Genomic DNA, 21,823 nt, shown 5'->3' on the forward strand with positions numbered 1-21,823 from the left:
GATCTCGGCCTTCAGCTGAGCACCCCCTTCGGCGAGAGGGCGGGGGTCACGGAGTGCCGGGCGCCGGGGCGGGCAGCGGGCCCTCGGGCGCGGGGAACACCGTCTCGGAGATCTCGATGACGGACTGCAGCGCCGGGTTGGCGTCCCCGCGGCGCCAGAGGAGGCGGACCTCGACCGGCTTCTGCTCCTGCGTCAGCGGCTTGTAGACCACGCCGCGGGACGGCACGTTGTCCCGGACGCTGGAGAGGATGAGGGAGATGCCCATCCCGGCGCCCACGAGGACCACGAGCGTCCAGGAGTCCGGGGCCACCTGGACGATGCGCGGGACGAACCCCGCGTTCATCGCCAGGGTGTTGAGCCGGTTGGGCAGCGTGGCCCCCGCCCCGCCGGGCAGCACGATCCACGCCTCCCCGGCGAGGTCCTCGACGTCGACCGTCTCGCGGTCGGCCAGCGGGTGGCTCTCCGGGAGGGCGATGAGCAGCTCCTCGAGAGCGACCAGCCGGGAGCTGATCTCCGCGGGCAGGAAGTCCCACCGGCCGATCACGATGTCGAGGGAGTCGTCCAGGACCTTCTCCAGGCCCAGGTAGGAGAACTGCGAGCTGTAGAGCTCCAGGCTGATCCCGGGGCGACGGCGCCGGACCTGGCGCGCCAGCTCGCCCACCGACTGGTTCACGGAGGCCCCGGCGAAGCCGAGCCGCACCCGCCCGATCTCGCCCGCCTGGGACTTGCGAACCACGTCCTTGATCCGCTGCGCGAGCATGACCAGCTCCCGGGCCGGCTCGAGCAGGGCCTCGCCCTGCGGCGTCAGGGTCACGTGGCGGGTGTTGCGCTCGAACAGGGTGGCGCCCAGCTCGGACTCCAGCTGCCGGATCAGGCGGCTGAGGGGCGGCTGCGCCATGTGCAGGCGCTTCGCCGCGCGGCCGAAGTGCAGCTCCTCCGCGACGGCGAGGAACGCCTGGGCCTTGTGGACTTCCATCCGGCCAGACTAGGTCGTGCGCGAGGGGCAGCACGGGAGCGCCGGCGTCGCAATTGTCATTTGTGGGGCTTGCCCGCCCGTCCGTGGCATGCTTCGTCTCGTTATGAGGATCGTCATGCTCCGGAAACACGACGTGCCCGATGCAGTAACACGCACTTCCTACCGTCGGAGCTGAACCGCTCGCCCCGCCCCCAAGGAGCAGCCCATGACCGAGCACGCCGGACCAGGACCCGCGCCCGTGGTGCCGCACGCCCGGCGGCCGGTCCTCCGGGTGGTCGGCGGCACCGCTGTCGCACCCGCCCGCCCCGAGCCCCTCCGCGCCGAGCCGGACCCGGACGCCGCCCGCGCCGCGGCCGCGCGGGCCGCCCACCCCTCGTCCGGACTGGGCGTGCCGGGCTTCCAGCGCCCGCAGCCGGCGGGTCCCGCGCAGGACGGACGTCCGGCGGCCGAGACCCCCGCGGCACCCCGGGCGGAGGAGGGGCGCGACGTCCCCGCCCACGACGTCCCCGCCCTCGACGGGCTCGGCCCGCACGTGGTCACGGGCGCGGTGCTCCTGCCGGCCGCCCGCTCCGGCGACGCGCTCAAGGTCGAGGTGCTCCAGGTCGCGGACCCCGGGGCGTCCGACGGTCCGCTCGGGACCGGGTGCACCGCCTACCTGCCGGTCCGTGCGGACGGGGCCGCCTTCTGCCCCCGGGAGCTCCACCAGGCGCTCGGAGCGGCCGGGCAGCCCCTGCGCGGCACCTTCCGGGTGACCGTGTGCCGGACCGGCGCCCAGGACGTGCCCGCCGTGGCGCACCGGCAGCCGTTCGCCGAGACCGACGAGCACTGGATCGTCGTCGGGCGCTCGGGGACGGAGGACGCCGACGAGCAGACGTTCTGCCTGACCGCGGCCATGCAGCAGGCCGTGCGGGCCGGGGTGGACTTCCTGGCCCGGGACCGCGGCATGGACCGGCCCATCGCCCACGCCTATCTCTCCAGCGCCGCGGAGTTCGCCGTCACCCGCCTGGAGGACAGCTCCGCGGGCGCCCACGGCCGGATCCGCAAGGCCGACTTCCGCTGAACGAGCCCCTCGCCACGGGCTCCTCCGCCCCGCCCCGATTGATGTGCATTCGTAACCGTCATATTTCGCATGGGATATGCCGGACCCCTCGGTAACCCCCTACTGTGGGTGACGCAGGTCACGCGGGCGTCCGTGCGCGGTCCCGACAACGAGGTCGGGCTGTCGCCGCCGGTAGCACCACGGCCGGGGCGCCCGGTGACCTGTCCAACCCCCGCTCCCGCCCTCCGTGCTCGTCGTCACGGCGCGGAAACACGGGGACCCCGAACCGGAAACACGCTCTCCCTATGGTCGTAGGCGTTCGACAAAGCCGCCCCTGACCTCAGGAGACACCCATGAGTGAGCACTTCGCCCGCCGCGCCGCCGACGAACTCCAGCGGGGTCTGGGACGGCGCACCTTCTTCCAGGCGGCCACCGCCGTGGCCGCCGCCGGCGCGGTCACCGGCACCGGGGTGGGCGCGGCCTCCGCGGCCGTCCCGATGGGCGCCCAGCACCCGGGGGGCGGCCGCCCCGGCTTCCGGGGCTCCGTCCTGCAGCCCGGGAAGGGCAGGATCCCCGGGGACCACTACCTGCCCTCGGAGGTGGACAGCGTGCTGTGGGGCTACGTCCCGTCCGTGGGCGCCGAGCCCTCGCTGCGCATGCGCTCGGGGCGCACGGTCACCATCGACGCCGTCTCCCACGAGGGGATCCTCGAGGACCAGGGCCGGGACCCGGTGGAGTTCTTCGGCGCGCAGGGGGTCTCCCGCGCCCGGGTCCTGGACGACGCGGTGGAGATCGCCCGCGACTACGACCGCACCGAGCGGGACTTCGACCGGGACGGCCCGCACGTGGTGACCGGTCCGGTGTTCGTCGAGGAGGCGCGTCCCGGGGACGTCCTGAAGATCGAGACCCTGCACGCCGACCTGCGCGTGCCGTACGGGGTGGTCTCGAGCCGCCACGGCAAGGGCGCGCTGCCCCGGGCCGCGGACGGCGGCGCCCCCGCGGGGATCGAGCTCGACGAGGTCATGCCCCCGGTCGCCGCGGACGGCCGCGCCACGGGCGAACCGGAGGACTACGGCAACGTCTCGGTCTTCACCCCGGTCGAGAAGGGCCAGGGCGTGATGGGCGGCGGCCGGGTCCGCTTCCCGCTGCGCCCGTTCATGGGCATGATGGGCGTCGCATACCAGCAGGGCTCCGGGCCCACCGACGACCTGCTCAACTCGATCCCGCCGACGCTGGGCGGCGGCAACATCGACATCCGCCACCTCGGCGTGGGCTCCACCTTCTACCTGCCCGTGCAGACGGACGGCGCCCTGTTCTACGTGGGGGACCCGCACATGGCCATGGGCGACGGCGAGGTGGCGCTCACCGCGATGGAGGGATCGCTGCGCGGCACGTTCCGGCTCACGGTCTGCAAGGCCGGGGAGGGGGACGCACCCTCCGTGGCCCACTCCTACCCGTTCGCGGAGACGGACGAGCACTGGATCCCGATCGGGCTCTCCGACCCGGACGGCGCGGCCGGCGGGGAGCAGAACTCCGACCTGGACGTGGCGATGCGCCGGGCCGTGGTCAACGCCCTGGACTTCCTGGAGCAGGACAGGGGGATGGACCGGGCCGTGGCCTACGCCTACCTCTCGGCCGCCGCGGACTTCGCCATCTCCCAGGTGGTGGACCGCACCGTGGGGGTGCACGGGCTGATCCGCAAGGCGGACTTCGACCGCTCCTGAGCCCTCCCTGTCGATCTGCGTTAATCTGCGGGCATGACCTCCTCCGCCCGGCCGGCAGCACCGGCCGCCTCCCTGCCGCGCACGATCGCCCGGGTGCTCCTCGGGCTCGCCCTGCTCGGCGCCGGGATCAGCCACCTCACGGTGGCCCGCCAGGAGTTCACGGCCCAGGTGCCCGAGTGGCTGCCCGTGCCCGACGACGCCGTGGTGCTCGGCTCCGGGGTGGTGGAGATCGTCCTCGGCGCCGCGCTGGTGGTCCTGCCCCGGCGGCGGGTGCTGCTCGGGTGGCTCGCCGCGGCGTTCTTCGTGGCCGTGTTCCCGGGCAACGTCTCGCAGTACCTCACGCGCACGGACGCCTTCGGTCTGGACACCGACCGCGCCCGGGCCGTGCGGCTGCTGTTCCAGCCGCTGCTCGTGCTGTGGGCCCTGTGGTCCACCGGGGCGTGGCGGTCGTGGCGCCGCTCCCGCCGGGATCAGTCCCGGCGGTCGGCGTAACGGTCGGCCCAGCGGTCCCGCACACGCCGGTACAGGGTGAACGTCCCGAGGTAGGCGAGGGCCGCGAGCACCACGACGGGCAGCCACTCCTGGGCGTCCACGGTGGTCAGCAGCGCCCCGGCCGAGGTCAGGACCAGGGCCAGGACGAGCAGGGTCGCGACGATCGACTTCACGGGCGTCCTTCCGGGGTGCGCGGGGGGCTCGGGCCCCTCCAGCGTAGCGGCCGGTCGGCGGGGAGCCCGGTCCTCAGCAGGCCGCGGCGAGCGCGGGGCCGGTGCCGGCCGCGGGGGATGTCGGTGTCACGGGCGACGTCGCGGGGATGTCGCCCAGGTGCAGCAGGTCCACCACGTCGGCCTCGTCGAGGGCGGCCTCGCGGGCCAGGAGGGTGATCGGCACGCCGTGGCGCACGGCCAGGCGGAGCTCGTCGCGCAGGGACTCGAGGGCCTGGTCCAGCCGCCAGCGCTCGGCCTCGAGACCGGCCTCGAAGGCGCAGAGGCGCCGGGCCTGCTCCTGGGCGTCCGGGGCGGCGAGGGGCCCGGCGTCCGCCAGGGCCTGGTCGAAGGACCACTCGGCGGTCTCGACCCGCCCGGCCGCGGCCAGCACCCGCCGGGTGAAGAAGGGGCGGAACAGCATGGTCTCGCCGTCGGGGACGATCGACGCCGCCGCGCCCTCGGCCAGCGGCGCCTCCTGCAGGAAGCCGCAGGCGCACGCGTGCACCTGCCGGCCGTCGAGCGCCGCCTGCGCCACCGTGTGGTTGATCCGGTCCTGCACCTCGGCGAAGTCCAGGGTGCGCACCGGCATGGGCCTGCCGCAGTGCACGGGGGCGGCGGGGGTGTTCCCGGGAGCGTTCCGGACCGCCCTGAGGGGGGAGGGGACGGCCTTCTCGTCGGTGGACCCGGAGTGCTGCTGCTGGCTCATGTCTCGTCCTCTTCCTCACGTACCCTGCTGCGTTCCGCTGCGACTGCCTGCGCTCCCCGGGGGAACCGCACGATCCCCATCGAACAGCAGTATTACTAGATTGTCTAGTTATCAGTTCACCGTATTTGTAGATCACTTACACTATGAGCATGAGTGCACACCCCAAGACCTCGTCCGGCTACTGGTACGCCGCCGAGGGTGAGCGTCCGCCGGCGCTGCAGGTGCTCGAGGCGCTGCGGGCCTACCGCACGGCCGAGTCGGCCATGCGCCTCCGGACCCGTGAGTCCATGGGCATGGGGGAGAAGGACGTGCTGGCCCTGCGCTACCTGCTGGAGGCGGATCGCGCCGGGACCCCGTTGAGCCCCCGGGACCTGGCGCGCAAGCTGGGCATCTCCTCGGCCTCCACCACCACGCTGCTGGACCGGCTGTCCCGCAGCGGCCACGTGGCGCGCCGCCCGCACCCCACGGACCGGCGGGCACTGGTGATCGTGGCCACCGAGGAGGCCCACTGCGAGGTCCGCTCCACCCTCGGCGCCATGCACGAGCGGATGATGCGCGCCGCGCGGGAGCTGACCGCGGCGGAGGCCGCCACCGTGACCGCCTTCCTGCAGGCGATGGCCGAGGCGGTCGGGTCCGCCGACGAGACCCAGCTCAGGGAGCGGGTCGAGGACTGCCGGCATCCGGGCCACGGGGCCGCCTGAGCCGGGCACCGCACCGGCACGGCGCCGCGCACCGAGGCCCGGGCGCGAGACCCCCGGCGGAGGACGCCGGGGCACGAGAGGAGATCCCGATGGGACTCGACGACAAGATCCGCAACGCGACCGACAAGGCGGTCGGCTCGGCCAAGGAGGCGGTCGGTGACGCCACCGACAACCGCGACCTCCGGGCCGAGGGCAGGGTGCAGAAGACCGCCGGGAGCACGCGGCAGGCCGGTGAGCATCTCAAGGACGCCGCCCGGAACGTCGGCGACGGCCTGAAGAGCTGATCCGACAGAGCTGGTCCGACGGGTGCGCCCCCGCCCGGGAGAGGGCGGGGGCGCACCCGTGCGGACCCGTCCTCAGTGGGTCGGGAAGCCTAGGTTGACCTGGGACTCCGAGGGCTCGGGCCAGCGCGTGGTCACGAGCTTGCGGCGGGTGTAGAAGTTGAACGCCTCCGGCCCGTACATGTGGGTGTCGCCGAACAGGGAGTTCTTCCAGCCGCCGAACGAGAACGCGCCGATCGGCACCGGGATGGGGACGTTGACCCCGACCATGCCGACCTCGATCTCGAACTCGAACTGCCGGGCCGTCTTGCCGTCGCGGGTGAACACCGCCACCCCGTTGGCGAACTGGTTGGTGTTGATCAGCCGCACGGCCTCCTCGTAGGTGTCCACCCGCACCACGGACAGGACCGGGCCGAAGATCTCCTCGTCGTAGGCCTTCATGCCGGGCTTCACGTGGTCCAGCAGCGAGACGCCGGTGAAGAACCCCTCGCCGTCGAACTCCTGCTGCGTGCCGTCGACGACGACGGTCGCCCCCTCGGCCTCGGCCCCGGTCACGTAGCCGTTGACCCGGTCCAGGGCCGCCCTCGTGATGAGCGGTCCCATCTCCGAGGCCGGGTCGGTGCCGTCGCCGATGGTCAGCTTCGCGATCCGCTCCTTCAGCCGCTCGATGAGCGGGTCGGCCACGTCCCCCACGGTGACGAGCACCGAGACCGCCATGCAGCGCTCCCCGGCGGAGCCGTAGGCGGCCGAGATGGCGGCGTCGGCGGCCCCGTCCAGGTCCGCGTCCGGCATGACCACCATGTGGTTCTTCGCCCCGCCCAGCGCCTGGACGCGCTTGCCGTGCTGCGCCGAGGTCTCGTAGATGTACCTGGCGATGGGGGTGGAGCCCACGAAGGACACGGCCTTGACCAGCGGGTTGGTCAGCAGCTCGTCCACGGCCTCCTTGTCCCCGTGCACCACGTTGAGCACCCCCGGGGGTAGCCCGGCCTCGGCGAAGGCCTCGGCGATCCACACCGCCGCCGAGGGGTCCCGCTCGGAGGGCTTGAGGATCACGGTGTTGCCGGCGGCGATCGCGGTGGTGATCATCCACAGGGGGACCATGGCGGGGAAGTTGAACGGGGTGATGCAGGCGACCACGCCCACCGGCTGGCGGGTCTGGTGCACGTCCACCCCGGTGGCGGCCTGCTCGAGGAACTCGCCCTTCATGTGGTGCATCAGTCCCGCGCAGAACTGCACGTTCTCCAGCCCGCGGGCGACCTCGCCGGCCGCGTCCGAGAGGACCTTGCCGTGCTCGGCGGTGATGATGGCGGCCAGCTCCGGGGTGCGCTCCCGGATGATGTTCTCGACCTTGAACATGATCGCCGAGCGCTTCGACATCCCGGTGGCCCGCCAGCCGGGCAGGGCGAGCTCGGCGGCCTCCACCGCGGTGGCGACCTCCTCGGCGGAGGCCAGCAGCACCTGCTTGGCCACCTGCCCGGTCGCGGGGTTGTAGACGTCCGCGGTGCGCCCGGACCCGCCGTGGCGCTTCCCGTCGATGAAGTGCTCGATGACCGCGCCGGTGGTCCGGGGGTCCTGGGCGCCCCGCGCGGCGTCCTGCTGCGCGCGGGCCTCGGCGTCCTGCTTGGTGTTCTGCATGGTGTCCTCCTCGGTCGTGGTGGTCTCGGCGCCGTTCAGGCCCGGTCCGGGTCCCAGCCCGGGATCTTCCCGTCCGGCGCGGCGTACTTGGTGATGAGGGAGCAGTCCTTGTCCCCGAGTCCCTCGTCGATGAGCTGCTGGAGCCTCTCGGCCACGAGCTTCGCGGCGGGCAGCTCCACGCCGGTCTGCTCGCCCGCCATGAGCGCCAGGCCGGCGTCCTTGGCGGCGAGCGCGGCGCTGAAGGTGGCCTCGAAGTTCTTGTTCGCCGCGGCGGAGTCCACGATCCCGGGCACCGGGTACCAGGTCTGCAGCGCCCACGAGTTGCCGGAGGACACCGAGGCGATGTCCCAGAACACCTGGGGGTCCAGGCCCAGCCGGTCGGCGAGCACGGAGCCCTCGGCGCAGGCCTCGAGGCAGATGAACAGCATCATGTTGTTGACGATCTTGGCGGCCTGGCCCGTGCCGGCGTGGCCCGTGGCCACGATCTTGCGGGCCATGGGCTCGATGAACGTCCGGGCCTGCTCCACGACGTCGGGCTTCCCGCCGACCATGAAGGTCAGGGTGGCCGCGGCCGCGCCGCTGATCCCGCCGGAGACCGGCGCGTCCACGAAGCGGAAGCCGGCGTCCTCGGCGGCCCGGTGGAGCTCCTCCGCGGTCTCCACGTCGATGGTGGAGCTGTCGATCAGCAGCGCGTCCTTCGGGGCGAGCGCGATGACGCCGCTGTCGCCGAGGTAGACGGCGCGGGCGTGCTCGCCCTTGGGGAGCATCGTGAAGACGACCTCCGCGCCCTGCAGCGCCTCCTCCATGGTGTCGAAGGTCTGCACCCCCTTGTCGCGGGCTGCCGCCATGGCGTCGGCGCTGACGTCGTGGCCGCGGACGTCGTGGCCCGCTTTCGCGAGGTTGGCGGACATCGGGTTGCCCATGTGGCCGAGGCCGATCCAGGTGATGGTGGTCATCGGGGAGTCCCTTCTGCAAGGTGTCGGGAGTGTCGGGAGGTGGGGGTCATGCACAGCGCGCCCAGCGGCGGACCGGGGAGCCGGTCCGCCGCTGGGCGCAAGTGGGTGCTGATGGCGGGAATCAGGAGGTCCGGTCCCGGACGGCCTTCTCCTCGGAGAGCCGGCGCCGGTCCTCGGCGTCGACGTCCTGGAGGGAGATGCCCTTGGTCTCGCGCAGCGTCCACACCGAGAACAGGGTGATGAGGCAGGCGATGGCGATGTAGATGGCGATCGGCACCCAGGAGTTGAACTCGCGCAGCAGGGCGGTCGCGATGATCGGGGCCAGCGAGCCGGCCACGATCGAGGTCACCTGGTAGCCGAGGGAGACCCCCGAGTAGCGCATCCGGGTGGGGAACATCTCGGCCATGATGGCAGGCTGCCCGGCGTACATGAGCGCGTGGATCATCAGGCCGATGGTGATGGCCGCCAGGATGATGAAGCTGTTGTCCGTGTTGAACATCGGGAAGGCGATGAACGCCCAGAAGATGCCGAGGAAGGCGCCCGCGGCGTACATCGGGCGGCGGCCCACCTTGTCGGTGGCCCGGCCGACGAGCGGCACGCAGATCGCGTGGATCACGTGGGCGATCAGCAGCAGGAGGAGGATCCGGCTGGTGTCCACGTCACGCTGGGTGGACAGGTAGGTGATCGAGAAGGTGACCACCACGTAGTAGAGGATGTTCTCCGCGAAGCGCAGGCCCATGGCGCCGAAGACGCCGCGGGGGTACCGGCGGAAGACCTCGCCCACGCCGTAGGCGGCGGACTTTTCCTCGAGGACCTCCTTCTGGGCCTCCTTGAAGATCGCGGCGTCCGTCACGTGGGTGCGGATGTAGTAGCCGATGGCCACGATGACGACCGAGAGCCAGAAGCCCACGCGCCAGCCCCAGGCGAGGAAGGCCTCCTCGGAGAGGGTGAAGGACAGGGTGAGCAGCACGACGGTGGCCAGCAGGTTGCCCAGCGGCACAGCGGCCTGCGGAAAACTGGACCAAAAGCCGCGCTCCTTGTTGGGGGAGTGCTCGGCCACGAGCAGGACGGCCCCGCCCCACTCGCCGCCCACCGCGAAGCCCTGCACGAAGCGCAGCACCACGAGCATGGCCGCGGCCCAGTACCCGATCTGGTCGTAGCCGGGCAGGCAGCCCATGAGGAAGGTGGCGGCGCCGACCATGACGATCGAGATCTGCAGCAGGTGCTTGCGCCCGTACTTGTCGCCGAAGTGGCCGAAGACGATGCCGCCCAGCGGGCGGGCGATGAAGCCGACCGCGTAGATCAGGAACGCCTTGAGGATGCCGTCCAGCGGGTTGCCGGTGTCCACGAAGAAGAGCTGGCCGAAGACCAGGGTGGACGCGGTGGCGAAAAGGAAGAACTCGTACCACTCCACGACCGTGCCGGCCATCGAGGCCGCCACGACCTTCTTCAGCCCGCCCCGGTTCTCGGGGGAGTCGTTCGGGTCCGCCGACGCGGCGACCCTGTCCTCGGTGCTCATGGGATTCTCCTCCTGCTGGGGAAACGGTGACGGTGGTCACAATGTTTGCCTACAGTGTGCGGATATGTGGTGCGCTTCACAATGACCATGCGCTCGCGGCGCCTGTGCAAAAATGCACATGCCGCCCGGTCGTGTGCGTTCCCCCGGGCCGGTCCAGCCCCCGGGAGGAGAATCCCCTTGTCGCACGGTGCCGACGACCTCCTGCTGCTGCTCGCGGTGGTCCGCCACGGCTCCTATGCCGGCGCCGCCGCGGACCTCGGGCTCAGTCACACGACCGTGTCGCGGCGGATGGCCGCGCTCGAGAAGACCGTGGGCGCCCGGCTGCTCGTGCGCACGGGGGAGATGTGGGAGCCCAGTGAGCTGGGCCGGAAGTTCGTGGCCGCCGGCGAGGAGATCGAGGCCGCGCTGGGGTCCCTCCCGCTCGGCGCGGGCGGGCGCGGCAACACCGTCAACGGCGTGGTGCGGGCGTTGGCCCCGGACGGCTTCGGCGGCGTGGTGATGGGCGCGGCCATGCGGCGGCTGATCGAGGAGCACCCCGGGGTGCGGCTGGAGATGATCAACGCGGCACGGCGGGCGCAGACGAATCCGGTGGGCATCGACCTGGAGGTGGTCGTCGGGCGCCCGGAGGTCTCCCGCAAGGAGGCCTTCCACCTGGCCGACTACTCCCTGGGCGTCTACGCCTCCCGGGACTACCTGGCCGCCCACCCGGCCATCCGCACGCCCGACCAGGTGCAGGAGCACCCGCTCATCTACTTCGTGGACTCCATGCAGGACGTCGCGGAGCTGGACATCCCGCGCCGGCGGTTCCCGCGGATGCGCCAGGGCGTGGGGGCGACGTCCTCGGTGGTGCACGTGGAACTCACCCGGGCGGGCGCCGGGGTCGGGCTGCTGCCCTGCTATCTCGCCGAGCGGGCCGGGGACCTGGTCCGGCTCTTCCCCCAGGAGCTGTGGTTCCCCGTGGAGTACTGGGTGGTCTCCCGCGCCGACCTGTTGCGCCGGCCGGCCGTGCAGGCGGTCATGACCGCGATCCGCGCGGCCGTGGCCGACATGACGGAGGAGCTCATCGCCGCCCCGGCGGCGGACATGGATTGAACCGCGCCGCCCGCCGTCCCTGCGGGGTGCGCCCTAGCGGGAGCGGAGGATGTCGAAGACCGAGGAGTCGTCGTGCCGGCCGTGGCCCTCGCGGCGGCCGCGCACGTAGAGCTGCTCGGCCGCCGAGGCCAGCGGCACCGGCTGGGCGACCGCCCGGGCGGCGTCGGTGACCAGGCCCATGTCCTTGACGAAGATGTCCAGGGCGGAGCGGACCTCGGCCTGCTCGCCCTGCAGCATCCGCGGCCCGCGGTCCTCGAACATGAAGGACGTGGCGGCCCCGGTCGAGAGGACATCCAGGCACTGCGCCGGGTCCAGGCCCATGGAGTCCGCCAGGGCGAGCGCCTCGCCCGCCACGGCGATGTGCACCCCGCACAGCAGCTGGTTGACCACCTTGAACCGCTGCCCGTCGCCCACCCGGGGGCCGACGAGCGGGGCGTTGGCGGCCATCGCGTCCAGCAGCGGCCGGACCGCGGCGACGTCCTCGTCCGCGCCGCCGACCATGACGAGCAGGTCCCCGGTGGCGGCGCGCGCCGTGCCGCCGGACACCGGGGCGTCGACGACCCGCCGGATGCCGCGGCTCTCCAGGCCCTGCGCGGCGGACTCCACGGCCTGGGGGCCGACGGTCGCCATCACGAGCAGGACCGTGTCCGGGTCCAGGGCGTCGGCGATGCCGCGCTCGCCGAACAGGACGTCGTGCAGCTGCGCCCCGGTCGCGACCATGACGACGACGACATCGGCTCCGGCCGCCGCCTGCCGGGGATCGGCCAGCAGCTCCAGGGCGTCGCCCACGACCTCTCCGGCGCGGGGGGAGACGTCGAAGCCGCGGACGGGGAAGCCGGCGCGGGCCAGGGTGAGGGCCATGGGGGCGCCCATGGCGCCCAGACCCAGGAAGCCGACGGACAGGGGTGTGCTCATGACGGGTTCTCCTGGGAGTCAGAGGTGCGGGTGTGTGCGGCCGCCCGGTCGAGGACCTCCACGACGTCGGCGAGGGCGCTCTCGGCGCCCACGTTGCCGGGGAAGACCACGTAGGGCCCGCCCCGGGTGGTGTCCGGGGCGTCGGTGGGCTGGAACATGGAGATCTGGCCGGGGAAGAACTGGCCGGCCACGGTGGCCCGGCGGATGCCGAGACCGCGGTGGGCCACCTCGTGGGAGGTGATCCCGCCCTTGGCCACGACCCACGCCGGGCGGGCCTGCGCCACTCCGTGCACGACCTCCACGAGCGCGTCGGAGACCGACCGGGCGATGGCCAGCGACTCGTCGGGGTCCTCCGTGCGCACGAGCTCGCGGCTCGTCCACACGACCGCGTCGCTGGTCCCCAGCGCCTCGGTGATCCGCGCGACGGCGTCGGCCACGTAGCCCGGGCGGGCGTCGTCGTCGAGCAGGGTGGGCACGTGGAGCTCCACCTCGAAGAGGTCGCGGCGCGTCCGCAGCTCGGCGAGCTGGCGGTTGGTGAGCCCCACGTGGGATCCGACGGCCACGAGTCCGTGCGGGAGGCGCCCGGGGCCCACCACGATGTCCTCGGGGCCGAGCTCGCGCGAGCCGGTCAGCCCGGCCAGGGGCCGCACGAAGGACGGGCCGCACCGGGTGACGAACGTGCGGCCCTCGGCCTCGAGGACGGCGAGGGCCTGCGCCACGGTGTCGAGGTCCGCGTACTCCGTGGCGTTGACGACCACCCAGGCCCGGCCCCGGGCCCGGCGCAGGATGCCCGCGACCGCGTCCACGCCCCCGGAGCGGATGTCCGTCAGGCCGATGGAGAGGATCGCGTCCCGGTCCAGCGTCCCGCCGGAGCGCTCCACGAGGAAGTCCTTGAGGTCGGAGGAGGAGTAGCCGAAGGTGGCGTCCGCGGCGAAGTCGGTCTCCCCGACAGGCATCGGGCGGCCCTGCAGGACCGCGTAGTGGATGTCGTCCTCGGTGTAGCGGCCGGCCTCGAGCATGGCCGGGGCGAGGAGGAACCCGTCGACGGCCACCCCGTGCCGGGCGAGGACGTCGGCGAGGGCCGTGGGCTCGGCGATGACGTGCCCGCGCAGCGTGGAGTCGCTGCGGGAGACGAGGTGGGGCAGGGGCAGGTGCTCGGCGGTGAGGGCCTCCAGCACCGCGGAGACGAGCTCGGTGTTGATCGCCACGGCCTCGGCCTCGGGCCGGGCCCGGCTGTTGGTGAGCACGAAGCAGGTGCGCCCGGGGTGCCGGACGACGTCGAGGACGGGGGCGGGGTCGAGCTCGAGGACGACGTCGACGTCGTGGACGCACTGGGAGCCGGTGGGGTCGTCGTCGAGCACGAGCAGGGTCCGGGGAGCGGTCATGCGGGGACTTCCTCTCGGGGAGCGGTCAGGACGGTCCTCAGGTCCTGGCCGGTTCCGCACCGACACTCCACCTGTAAGATGTCAGACATGCTATGTGTCGTGGGACACGTGGTCAACGGCAGGGATGCCGCGCGCGGCCGGGGAGTCGTCCCTCGACAGCTCGGACATCTGACATTTTCTGGTTGATAGGATCCCCTGTCACGGGCGGAGCACGCAGGAGCTGCCCTCCGCCGTCCACCTCACCGCAGAGGAGCACCATGGCCCGCCCGTCCCTGGTCGACCAGGTCGCCGACGCCCTCCTCGACCGGATCGTCGCCGGGGACCTCCCCCCGGGCTCGGTGGTGCCCGGCGAGATCGACCTCAGCGCGGAGCACCAGGTCAGCCGCATGACGGTGCGGGAGGCCGTCAAGACCCTGGGCGCCCAGCGCATCCTCCGGGTGGAGCGCGGACGCGGGACCTTCGTGAACCCCGTGGCCCAGTGGGCGTCCCTGGACGCCGTCATCCGGGCGGTCTCCGAGGGGCAGGACGACGCGGCGGCCGCCGTGCAGCTGATCGAGCTGCGCCGCTTCCTGGAGGCCGGCGCCTGCGAGCTGGCGGCCGGACGGCTGTCCGCCGCGGAGCTGGCCGGGCTGGCCCGGGACGCCGACGCCATGGAGGACGCCCACCGCGCCCAGGACGTGGCGGCCTTCGTGACCGCCGATCTGCGCTTCCACGAGCGGATCCTGCAGGCCTCCGGCAACGTGTTCATCGCGGTCCTGTTCGCACCGCTGCACCGGGTGCTGGAGGAGCGGCGGGCCCAGACCTCCCGGGTGCCCGAGATCCAGGCCCACGCCATCGCCGAGCACCGCAGGATCGTCGCCGCCCTGGGCTCCGCCGACCCCGTGCGGGCCCGCCAGGCCATGGACGAGCACATGCAGCAGACGCTCGCCGACCTGAAGACCTACGTGCTCGGGGACCTCTCCCCGGCCGACCGCTGAACGACACCTGACGAAGGACTGTGCCCGTGCGCGCCAACCTGCTCGACGTCGTCACCTCCGCCCTCGACGCCCGCACCGCCGTGCCGGCGCTGAGCACCTACGACTTCACCACGGCCCAGGCCGTGGTGGCCGCCAGCGAGCGCGCGGACCGCCCCGTGATCCTCCTGGTCCCGCCCAAGGCGGCCGCCGGGACCGGCGGCCGGCGCCTCGTCACCGCCCTGCGCCACCTGGCCGACGACGCCGCCACCCCCGTGTGCGTGCAGCTGGACCACGCCGTCGACCTGGGGCTCGTCGAGCAGGCCGTGGCGGCCGGCGCCGACGCCGTCCTGGCCGACGGCTCCGCCCTGCCCCACGCCGAGAACGCCGCGTTCGTCGCCCGCGCCCGCGAGCTGGCGGGCCCCGGCGTGGTGGTCGAGGCAGAGCTCGGCAGCCTCCCCGGCGACGAGGACACGGCCCGGACCTCCGCGGCCGGCGGCATGACCGACCCCGATGCGGTCCCCGCCTTCCTGGCCGCGTCCGGGGCGGACCTGCTGGCCGTGAACGTGGGCAACGTGCACGGGCACTACCAGGGCACCCCGCGCCTGCACTGGAGCCGCCTCGAGCAGATCTGCGAGGCCGCCGACCGCACCCCCCTCGTGCTGCACGGCGCCTCCGGAATCCCCGAGACCATGCTGGTCCGCGCTCCCCTGGCGGGCATCGGCAAGATCAACATCAACACCGAGCTGCGCTCGGCGGTCCTCGCCGCCCTGGCGGACCGGCTCGAGGAGCGCCGGCACGAGGGCCTGGACCTCTGGGCGCTCCTGGGCGACTGGACCGGGGCGGTGCGCGAGTTCACCGCGCTGGCCCACGGGCTGACCACCGCCGAGGCCCGCTCCAGGAATTCCTGAGCACCGGTTCGTCGTTGTCGCCTACCGTGCCCCGGGGCCCGGTCCGCCAGCCGCCTCCGGAGCACCGGCTGGATCCACCAGCACCGATCACGACCAGAGGAGTTCCCCCATGGAGTACACCCGACTCGGCAGTTCCGGCCTCTACGTCTCCCGGCTGGCCCTGGGCACCATCCCCTTCGGCTCCGGCGGAGGGTTCGAGAAGATCGCGGGGCTCGGCCCGGACGAGGCCCGCCGCCAGGTCGACGAGGCCCTGGACCGCGGCGTGAACTTCATCGACACCGCCAACCTGTACTCCGCCGGGGACTCGGAGCGCGTCCTGGGCGAGATCCTGGGCAGCCGGCGGGACGACGTCGTCCTCACCTCCAAGGCGCGGACCCCCACCGGGGACGGCCCGAACGACGGCGGCGCCAGCCGCATTCACCTGACCCGCGCGGTCGAGGACAGCCTGAAGCGGCTGCGGACCGACCACCTCGACCTGCTCTACATCCACCAGTGGGACGGGCAGACCCCGATCACCGAGACCATCGCCACCGCCGACGAGCTGATCCGGGCCGGGAAGATCCGGTACTGGGGCGTGTCCAACTACAACGGGTGGCAGCTGGCCAAGACGGTCTACGAGGCCCGGGCGGCGGGGCTGCAAGGCCCGATCGCGCACCAGGCGTACTACACGCCGGAGGCCCGGGAGATCGAGTACGAGATCGTCCCGGCCGCCCGGGACCTCGGGATCGCGACCTTCGGCTGGAGCCCGCTGGGCGAGGGGCTGCTCAACGGCCGGGTCCGCCGCGGCGCCGAGACCCCGGCCGACACCCGCCAGGGCACCGGCTGGCCGGAGCCCCACGTGGTGGACCGGGACCGCGCCTACGACCTGATCGAACTCTTCGACGAGATCGCCGGGGAGCTCGGCTGGACGATCCCCCAGGTGGTGATCTCCTGGATCCTGGGCCGCCCGGGCATCGACGGCACCGTGATCGCCGCGCGCAGGTTCGAGCACCTCACGGAGGACCTCGACGCCGCCGAGCTGACGCTGCCGCAGGAGGCCCGGGACCGCATCACCACGGCGTCGCAGCTGCCCGCCTACTACCCGCTCTGGCACCGGCTGCTCAACGGCCAGGACCGGCCCGAGCCCGCGGAGGCGGAGTTCTACGCCGAGCAGCGGAGCCACGTCTTCGGGGAGGAGCAGGCCTGATCCCGGGGCGGCCCCCACGTCCACGGTGATGGGCGCCCCGGCTTCCACCTCGGGGTGGATTCCCCGGGACGGCCCGAGAACTACCCTGTGGACATGACCTCGTACCCTCCGCCCCGGCCGGCGCCCTGGCAGACCGGTGCCCCGTCCGCCCGCCCGGGCGGCGGGCCTCCGGTTCCGCGACCCGGTGGTCCGACGACGGCGCCGCTCACCCACTCGGAGTTCTACCGGACGCCCCGCAACCGCTGGTGGAAGGGCCTCGTCAGCATCCTGACCGTGAGCGCGGCGATCCTGCTGATCTCGGTCGTGGTGTCCTTCGGCGCCGTGGCGATCGAGCTCCTGCGGGGCACCATGAGCACGGAGGAGATCGCGAGCGGACAGATCGCCCTGACCCCGGTGCTGCTGCTGGCCACCAACCTGGCGCTGATCGCCTCGGCCGCCGTCGCGGTGGTCCTGCACCGGTACCTGCACCGGCAGCCGGTCGGCACCCTGCACGCGGTGGAGGGTCGCTTCCGGTGGGGCTGGCTGGGACGGGCGGCCGTCGTCGTCGTCCCCCTGTTCGTGGGCTACGCGGCGGTGGTGGCGCTCCTCGAGGCCCCGGGGCCGCTGGTCCTGGACGCGACCGCGTGGGCCTTCCTCGCGATCGTCCTGCTGACCACGCCCCTGCAGGCGGCGGCCGAGGAGTACATCTTCCGCGGGGTGATCCAGCGCGCGGCGGGCTCGTGGGTCTCCGGGGCGGTCCCGTCCCTCGTCCTCGGCACCCTCGTGAGCGCGGCGGCCTTCTCGCTCGCGCACTTCGCCTCGGACGGGTGGCTCATCGCGTACTACTTCGTCTTCGGGGTCGCGATGTCGCTGCTGACCCACTTCACGGGCGGGCTCGAGGCGGCCTCGCTCGTGCACGCGGCGAACAACGTGGTGCTGTTCCTCGTGTCCACGCTCACGGGGCAGATGGGCGAGGCGGTCGACCGCTCCGCCGGTGTGGGCGGCCCGTTCATGCTGGCGCCGATGCTCGTCATCGCCGCCGTCGCGGCCGTGCTGATCCTGCTCGGCCGGCGGCGGGGACTGCAGCGCCGGGCCGTGCCGCCGGCGACCGCCTGAGTCCGTTCCGCCGGCCGTGAAAGGGCAGGACCGGTGGACGATGCCCACCGGTCCCGGTGCGGGGACTCAGAGCTCGCGGTCCTCCACGACGTCGAGGTCGCGGAACGTCGGCTCCCCGTCCATGAGCTCGCGCATCTTCCCGGCGTACTCCTGGGTCTGCGGGAGCTCGGAGTTCTCCATGGCGGACTCGTAGGAGTCGAAGGAGACGATCTCGTAGTAGCGGTTTGGGTCCTTGCGGTCCTGCGTCAGCAGGACACGGCGGGCCGTGCGGGTGCCCTGCGAGGCCCGCTCCCACTCCGCGACGACCTCGGCCACCTCCTCCGGCCTCGAGGTGGTGTATTCGATCAGCTGGATGAAGGCCATCATGCACGCTCCTTGGAATGCGACCCCGCCCCGGGCCACCAGTCTAGGCCGGGGCGGGCGGGCCACCCAGGGCGGCGGGCAGATGACGGAGCCGACCTCCGTGGCCGGACAGGGGGCGGACAGCGCTACTCGGCGGCGGTCTCGCCGGCCCAGGCCTCCGCGTAGAACGGCGCGGAGCGGGAGTCCAGCAGCTCGGCGTAGAGCTGCGGCTCCATGGCCTGCGCCGAGTCCTCCGGGACCGTCGGGGCGAACGCGGACACGCCCAGCCCGGCCGCGCGGTCCCGCAGGGTCAGGCCGGCGGCCTCCAGGAGCGTGGGGTACATGCTCAGCTGGTCCACGCCGGGGCGCGGCGTGCTGCCCCCGTCCGCACCCGGGACCCAGATCCGGTTGAAGATGGTCCGGTTGTCGTGGTGATCCAACTGCTCGTGGAAGGCGTCGCCGGCGCTCATGTGCTTGAGGTGATCGCCCATGATCACCACGGCGGTGTCCTCGAGGTAGCCCTGCTCCTCCATGTGCTGGACGAAGCCGGCCACCTGGGTCATGGAGCAGAAGAACGCGGAGGTGACCTCGTTCTGCGTGTCCACGGTGCAGTAGTCGTAGATGTGCACCGGCTCGTGGGTGTCCAGCGTCAGCACGGAGAGGTTGAACGGCCGGCCGGTCTCCTCCGCCTCGGCGTGCAGCTCGTCGATCTCGTCCGCGGCGTGGGCCATGAGGCGTCCGTCGCTCAGGCCCCAGTCGCCGCGGAAGCTCTCCTCCGGGTCACCGGCGGCGCGCCAGTCGGAGAGGTCCTTGACCTCGTCATAGCCGTGGCTGCTCAGGAAGGTGTCCTTCGCGGCGAAGGAGGCGTTGGCGCCGCCCAGGAAGACGCTCTGGTAGCCGTGCTCGTCCAGGACGTCGCCCAGGCAGGTGGTGCCGCCCAGGTAGGTCCGGACGTCGCCGCCGAGCTCGTTGAGGGCGCCGCTGTCCGCGGCGGAGCCCATGCCCTTCAGCGGGATGCCGCACTGCGTGGCGGTGAGACCGGCCATGGTCCAGCCCCCGCCCCGGTACTGCTGGAAGTCCGCCACGCTCTGCCAGCCGTCCGAGGCCTCGGTGACCTCCTTGAGCGGGGCGAACGCGTCCTTCTCGAAGTGCTCGTCGTTGGCGAGGGTCTGCTCGCCGGACTCGAGGTAGATCAGCACCAGATTGCGCCGGTCCTGGTCGCCGGTGACGGCCGGCGCCGTGTAGTAGTCGCCGAGGTCGAACTCGGAGTTCCCCGCCCTGATGTAGTCCCGCACGCCCACCGTGGTGGCGAAGGCCGTGGTGCCGCCGATGACCAGCGTGCCCACCACAGCGGTGGTGAGGGTGCGCATGATCCACCGTGTGCGACGAGGACGCGGGTCGTGGCCGTGGTGGTGGCGCCTGCGGCGCCTGACGTGCTGCCACAGGGCGATCCCGGCGGTGAGGAGCAGGGGCACCACGCCGATCCCCAGGATGCCCATCCAGACGATGGCTCCGCCCCCGCCGTCCATCTCCACGGAGACGAGGTTCAGGAGCATCTGGCCCACGGAGATCTCGCCCCAGTAGTAGCGGATACCGGCGGCGGCGATGAGCAGCGCGAGCCCCGCCCAGATGAGGACGTAGACCAGGACGTGTCCCAGGACAGCGCCGACCCGGCGGATCACGTAAAGATTTCGATCGGACATGGCAGCACCTCGCGTTCCAGGTGCGCGCGTGGTGGCCGAACGCCCTTGACATCAAACCGTTCTCGGGTGCATAGAACCCTAGTACCGATTCGTAACCTGTTCAACAGTGATTCACCTGGGAGCGCGGAACAGTTCACCTCCGCATGCACCGCACGGCCGTCCGTTCAGGGGAGGCAGGCTTCGCGGACTTTTCCGAGACGGCCCGCGATCCGGCCGGTGCCCGGGAGGGGCACGGCCGGCTCGCGGGCCGTCTCGGAGAAGTCCGTGGACGCTACCGGACTGTCCGGTGAGCGGTCAGCGCACGGCCTTGCTGTGCCCGGCCACGCCCTCGGCCACGCCGATCAGCAGCACCGCGGCGACGACGGCCACGATGAAGCCCAGGACGTTCAGCTCGAAGATGTCCCCGGTGCCCAGCGCACTGGCGATGACGCCGCCGATCACCGAGCCGGCCAGGCCGAGCAGCAGCGTGGCGATCAGGCTGAGGTTCTGCTTGCCGGGCTTGATCAGGCGGGCGAGGGCGCCGATGACGAGGCCGGCAACGATGAATCCGATCATGGGTGATGTCTCTTCTCTGTCGTGGTTCCCGATGAGGACGGGACGGGGGGAGGGTTCTCGGGGCAATGTCGCCCATCGATCCTACGCATACTCAGCCGACTGTCGAACTGGCCCTCGAGAGCCGCGTCCGAGGCGGGGCGAACGGGCGCACGTCCTCGATCATCGGAGAGTCGGGCGGTACGGTGAACGGCGTCACACCCGTGCACCGATTCCGGAGGTCGTCGTGAAGATTCGTGGAGCCGTCCTGGAGACCATGGAGGCCTCCGCCCCGTACGCCGAGTCGCAGCCGCTGAGCGTCGAAGAGCTCGAGCTCGGCGAGCCCGGGCCCACCGAGCTGCGCGTGCGGATCACCGCCGCCGGGGTGTGCCACTCCGACCTCTCCGTGGTCAACGGCAACCGGCCGCGGCCCCTGCCGATGCTGCTGGGGCACGAGGCGGCGGGCGTCGTGGAGCACGTGGGCGCCGAGGTCACCGACCTGGCCGTGGGTCAGCACGTGGTCATGGCGTTCCTGCCGCGCTGCGGCGAGTGCGCCGCGTGCAGGACCGAGGGGCTGCTGCCGTGCACGGTCGGTTCGAAGGCCAACGCCTCCGGCACCCTCATCGAAGGCTCGATGCACCTGCGCTCCGAGACCCGCGGGAACGTCTATCACCACCTGGGGGTCTCCGGGTTCGCCACCCACGCCGTGGTGGACCGGCGCTCCGTGGTGCCCGTGGGCGAGGACGTCCCGGCCGCGATCGCGGCCGTCATGGGCTGCGCGGTGCTCACCGGGGGAGGGGCCGTGATCAACGCGGCGCAGGCCACCGCCGACGACGCCGTGGCCGTGGTCGGACTCGGCGGCGTGGGACTCGCCGCGGTGCTGGTCGCCAAGGCCGTGGGCTGCCGCCGAGTGATCGCCGTGGACGCGCTGGCCGAGAAGCTGGAGCTCGCCAAGGAGTTCGGCGCGGACGAGGCGCTCACCCCGGACGAGCTCGTGGCGCTCAAGGACAAGCCGCGCGTGGTCATCGAGGCCGCCGGGCACCCCCGGGCCTTCGAGACCGCGTTCAACGCCACCGCCGTGGGTGGGGTGACCGTCACCGTGGGCCTGCCGGCACCGGGTGCGATGTCCCAGATCGAGCCGCTGAAGATCACCGCCGAGGCCCGCCAAATCATCGGCAGCTACCTCGGCTCCGCCGTGCCGGCGGTGGACATCCCCAAGTACGAGCAGATGTGGCGGGACGGAAAGCTACCGCTGGAGAAGCTGATCACCTCCCACATCACGCTGGACCAGATCAACGAGGCGATGGACGAACTGGATGCGGGGCGGGCGGTGCGGCAGGTGATTGAGTTCTAACTGCTCGATTGTGAGCCCCTCGTAGAGGGGACACTCGCTGGCCTCTGCATCCACAAGACGTCGCCTGGACGTGGTGTCGCGCCGCTCTTCAGTCGTAGTCGCCCACAGCAGGGGC

Annotated in this window: 22 protein-coding genes; 11 read left to right on the plus strand and 11 right to left on the minus strand. The window is 72.4% G+C overall.

The features are described 5' to 3' along the window. Positions 1-46: 46 nt before the first annotated feature. Complete coding sequence (locus tag AC6CH6_RS17270) at positions 47-976, minus strand: LysR family transcriptional regulator (RefSeq protein ID WP_498256058.1); 930 nt, start codon at positions 974-976, stop codon at positions 47-49. A 205-nt stretch (positions 977-1,181) separates the two neighbouring features. Between AC6CH6_RS17270 and AC6CH6_RS17275 the strand changes: the two genes are divergently transcribed. From AC6CH6_RS17275 to AC6CH6_RS17285, 3 genes are all read left to right on the plus strand, one after another. Next, on the plus strand, positions 1,182-2,036 hold the full coding sequence (locus tag AC6CH6_RS17275; RefSeq protein ID WP_498256059.1) for an acetamidase/formamidase family protein: 855 nt from the start codon (positions 1,182-1,184) through the stop codon (positions 2,034-2,036). 332 nt (positions 2,037-2,368) lie between these two features. Beyond that, a complete protein-coding gene (locus tag AC6CH6_RS17280; RefSeq protein ID WP_498256060.1) occupies positions 2,369-3,739 on the plus strand; it encodes an acetamidase/formamidase family protein in 1,371 nt (456 codons plus the stop codon). 33 nt (positions 3,740-3,772) lie between these two features. Next, on the plus strand, positions 3,773-4,231 hold the full coding sequence (locus AC6CH6_RS17285; protein ID WP_109243585.1) for a DoxX family protein: 459 nt from the start codon (positions 3,773-3,775) through the stop codon (positions 4,229-4,231). Here AC6CH6_RS17285 and AC6CH6_RS17290 read toward each other — a convergent pair. Then, positions 4,210-4,404, minus strand: coding sequence for a hypothetical protein (locus AC6CH6_RS17290; protein WP_498256061.1), 195 nt, complete (start codon positions 4,402-4,404; stop codon positions 4,210-4,212). The two genes, AC6CH6_RS17285 and AC6CH6_RS17290, sit on opposite strands and share 22 nt — an antisense overlap. 73 nt (positions 4,405-4,477) lie before the next feature. Further along, the gene (locus tag AC6CH6_RS17295; RefSeq protein ID WP_498256062.1) at positions 4,478-5,149 is read right to left on the minus strand and encodes a hypothetical protein; all 672 of its coding nucleotides are present in this window, start codon (positions 5,147-5,149) and stop codon (positions 4,478-4,480) included. A 149-nt stretch (positions 5,150-5,298) separates the two neighbouring features. Between AC6CH6_RS17295 and AC6CH6_RS17300 the strand changes: the two genes are divergently transcribed. Together AC6CH6_RS17300 and AC6CH6_RS17305 are read left to right on the plus strand one after the other, a co-directional pair. Beyond that, positions 5,299-5,850, plus strand: a complete 552-nt coding sequence (locus tag AC6CH6_RS17300; protein ID WP_498256063.1) for a MarR family transcriptional regulator — start codon at positions 5,299-5,301, stop codon at positions 5,848-5,850. Between the two features lie 89 nt (positions 5,851-5,939). Next, positions 5,940-6,134 carry a CsbD family protein gene (locus tag AC6CH6_RS17305; RefSeq protein ID WP_498256064.1) on the plus strand — a complete coding sequence of 65 codons (195 nt, stop codon included), beginning with the start codon at positions 5,940-5,942 and terminating at the stop codon, positions 6,132-6,134. Positions 6,135-6,206: 72 nt separating this feature from the next. Here AC6CH6_RS17305 and AC6CH6_RS17310 read toward each other — a convergent pair whose 3' ends face one another. The 3 genes from AC6CH6_RS17310 to AC6CH6_RS17320 all read right to left on the minus strand — a co-directional run bounded on the left by AC6CH6_RS17310 (position 6,207) and on the right by AC6CH6_RS17320 (position 10,241). Continuing rightward, positions 6,207-7,766, minus strand: a complete 1,560-nt coding sequence (locus tag AC6CH6_RS17310) for a CoA-acylating methylmalonate-semialdehyde dehydrogenase (RefSeq protein ID WP_498256065.1) — start codon at positions 7,764-7,766, stop codon at positions 6,207-6,209. 35 nt (positions 7,767-7,801) lie between these two features. Further along, positions 7,802-8,722 (minus strand): 3-hydroxyisobutyrate dehydrogenase, encoded by a 921-nt coding sequence (gene mmsB / locus AC6CH6_RS17315; protein ID WP_498256066.1) that lies wholly within the window; start codon positions 8,720-8,722, stop codon positions 7,802-7,804. Between the two features lie 121 nt (positions 8,723-8,843). Next, complete coding sequence (locus tag AC6CH6_RS17320; RefSeq protein WP_498256067.1) at positions 8,844-10,241, minus strand: MFS transporter; 1,398 nt, start codon at positions 10,239-10,241, stop codon at positions 8,844-8,846. Positions 10,242-10,418: 177 nt separating this feature from the next. Between AC6CH6_RS17320 and AC6CH6_RS17325 the strand changes: the two genes are divergently transcribed. Further along, on the plus strand, positions 10,419-11,333 hold the full coding sequence (locus AC6CH6_RS17325) for a LysR family transcriptional regulator (RefSeq protein WP_498256068.1): 915 nt from the start codon (positions 10,419-10,421) through the stop codon (positions 11,331-11,333). 33 nt (positions 11,334-11,366) lie between these two features. Here AC6CH6_RS17325 and AC6CH6_RS17330 read toward each other — a convergent pair whose 3' ends face one another. Together AC6CH6_RS17330 and AC6CH6_RS17335 are read right to left on the minus strand one after the other, a co-directional pair. Continuing rightward, complete coding sequence (locus tag AC6CH6_RS17330) at positions 11,367-12,248, minus strand: NAD(P)-dependent oxidoreductase (protein WP_498256069.1); 882 nt, start codon at positions 12,246-12,248, stop codon at positions 11,367-11,369. Continuing rightward, positions 12,245-13,633: a four-carbon acid sugar kinase family protein gene (locus tag AC6CH6_RS17335; RefSeq protein WP_498256070.1), complete on the minus strand. Its 1,389-nt coding sequence runs from the start codon at positions 13,631-13,633 to the stop codon at positions 12,245-12,247. The genes AC6CH6_RS17330 and AC6CH6_RS17335 overlap by 4 nt, the downstream gene beginning before the upstream one ends. 257 nt (positions 13,634-13,890) lie before the next feature. Here AC6CH6_RS17335 and AC6CH6_RS17340 point away from each other — a divergent pair, with 257 nt between their 5' ends. From AC6CH6_RS17340 to AC6CH6_RS17355, 4 genes are all read left to right on the plus strand, one after another. Next, positions 13,891-14,610 (plus strand): FadR/GntR family transcriptional regulator, encoded by a 720-nt coding sequence (locus tag AC6CH6_RS17340; protein ID WP_498256071.1) that lies wholly within the window; start codon positions 13,891-13,893, stop codon positions 14,608-14,610. Between the two features lie 26 nt (positions 14,611-14,636). After that, on the plus strand, positions 14,637-15,497 hold the full coding sequence (locus tag AC6CH6_RS17345; RefSeq protein WP_498256072.1) for a class II fructose-bisphosphate aldolase: 861 nt from the start codon (positions 14,637-14,639) through the stop codon (positions 15,495-15,497). 109 nt (positions 15,498-15,606) lie between these two features. Then, entirely contained in the window at positions 15,607-16,683 is a 1,077-nt protein-coding gene (locus AC6CH6_RS17350; protein ID WP_498256073.1) for an aldo/keto reductase, read from the plus strand. A gap of 93 nt (positions 16,684-16,776) precedes the next feature. Then, on the plus strand, positions 16,777-17,778 hold the full coding sequence (locus tag AC6CH6_RS17355; protein WP_498256074.1) for a CPBP family intramembrane glutamic endopeptidase: 1,002 nt from the start codon (positions 16,777-16,779) through the stop codon (positions 17,776-17,778). Between the two features lie 66 nt (positions 17,779-17,844). Here AC6CH6_RS17355 and AC6CH6_RS17360 read toward each other — a convergent pair whose 3' ends face one another. The 3 genes from AC6CH6_RS17360 to AC6CH6_RS17370 form a co-directional block, all read right to left on the minus strand. Further along, positions 17,845-18,144, minus strand: a complete 300-nt coding sequence (locus tag AC6CH6_RS17360) for an NIPSNAP family protein (protein ID WP_498256075.1) — start codon at positions 18,142-18,144, stop codon at positions 17,845-17,847. Between the two features lie 122 nt (positions 18,145-18,266). Further along, positions 18,267-19,823: a sulfatase-like hydrolase/transferase gene (locus AC6CH6_RS17365; protein ID WP_498256076.1), complete on the minus strand. Its 1,557-nt coding sequence runs from the start codon at positions 19,821-19,823 to the stop codon at positions 18,267-18,269. Between the two features lie 294 nt (positions 19,824-20,117). Continuing rightward, positions 20,118-20,378: a GlsB/YeaQ/YmgE family stress response membrane protein gene (locus tag AC6CH6_RS17370; RefSeq protein ID WP_498256077.1), complete on the minus strand. Its 261-nt coding sequence runs from the start codon at positions 20,376-20,378 to the stop codon at positions 20,118-20,120. Between the two features lie 223 nt (positions 20,379-20,601). Here AC6CH6_RS17370 and AC6CH6_RS17375 point away from each other — a divergent pair, with 223 nt between their 5' ends. Then, positions 20,602-21,708 (plus strand): zinc-binding dehydrogenase, encoded by a 1,107-nt coding sequence (locus tag AC6CH6_RS17375; RefSeq protein WP_498256078.1) that lies wholly within the window; start codon positions 20,602-20,604, stop codon positions 21,706-21,708. Positions 21,709-21,823: the final 115 nt, after the last annotated feature.

It is taken from the genome of Kocuria sp. GQ42, from assembly GCF_059758435.1.